The sequence below is a fragment of the Parathalassolituus penaei genome (assembly GCF_026626885.1).
In the GTDB taxonomy this organism is placed as follows: Bacteria; Pseudomonadota; Gammaproteobacteria; order Pseudomonadales; family Oceanobacteraceae; genus Oceanobacter; species Oceanobacter penaei.
In genome coordinates this window covers 1-845 of record NZ_JAPNOA010000048.1, presented here as the reverse complement: position 1 = coordinate 845, position 845 = coordinate 1, and the positions used below count along the sequence as shown (strand labels likewise).

The 845-nt window shown below is 39.1% G+C and carries 1 protein-coding gene; it reads right to left on the bottom strand.

The annotated features are described in order from the left end of the window. Window positions 1–153: 153 nt before the first annotated feature. Window positions 154–702, bottom strand: coding sequence for a hypothetical protein (locus OUO13_RS14325; protein ID WP_283174588.1), 549 nt, complete (start codon window positions 700–702; stop codon window positions 154–156). Window positions 703–845: the final 143 nt, after the last annotated feature.

The window sequence follows — 845 nt, the reverse complement described above, 5'->3', positions numbered from 1 at the left end:
TCATCTCAACGGCTGATCGCTTGAATTCCAGTGAGTACTGCTTTGTCTTTTTCTGGTTCTTGTAGGCTGGCATTGGGCACCTTCTGTAACGTCAAAAGGTGTCCGTTAAAACGGGGCAAGATCAAACGTCCCTCTTGAGCAACTTGTTATACGTTATTTTCTCGAACCCCATTCTCTATGCCAATAGGCTGCTTCCATAGAGGTTTGCTTAATAATCTGATCCTGACTTTTCTCTTGGGGCCAAATTTCGATGAGATACTTTTGCCCTGGTACCGGCTTTTGAAAATATTCATCATCCTCTTCGTCATAGTCGTAATCATTGTCTAAACCGACAATAGAGTAGCGAACTCGATAGTCACCATTATCTAGGTTTAGAGGATATACTTCTTCGTGAGCCCACTGGCACAGGAAAATAGGTTCTTCACCCGGGCGAAATGATACTTCAACTATATCTGTATACACTTCATTGACTTCAGGCTTTTCTGCGTAAAGATTAATATCGAGATCAATGACTGAATCTTTTGGCCTAGCTGTAAAAAATATGCGTTCTGGAGTAGCAGCACCACAAAGCCCATTATTTTGACCCTTAAATTGTTCTTCACAAGAATCATAATCATCGTGATCTTCTGATTCGATATAGAATTGGCTGTAACAAACGCCAATAAGTCCAGAGAATAATTTTTTATACTTTAGTTCTGCCATGATGTTCCTATTAACGTATAACGAGACTGTAGAAAAAGTATTTTCGAGGCTGATATTTTTCTCATATCAAGAATCTATCGAAAATCTGAGCCAACAGTCTTTCTCAAAATTATTAAACGACTGGAGATAGATGAAACACGATA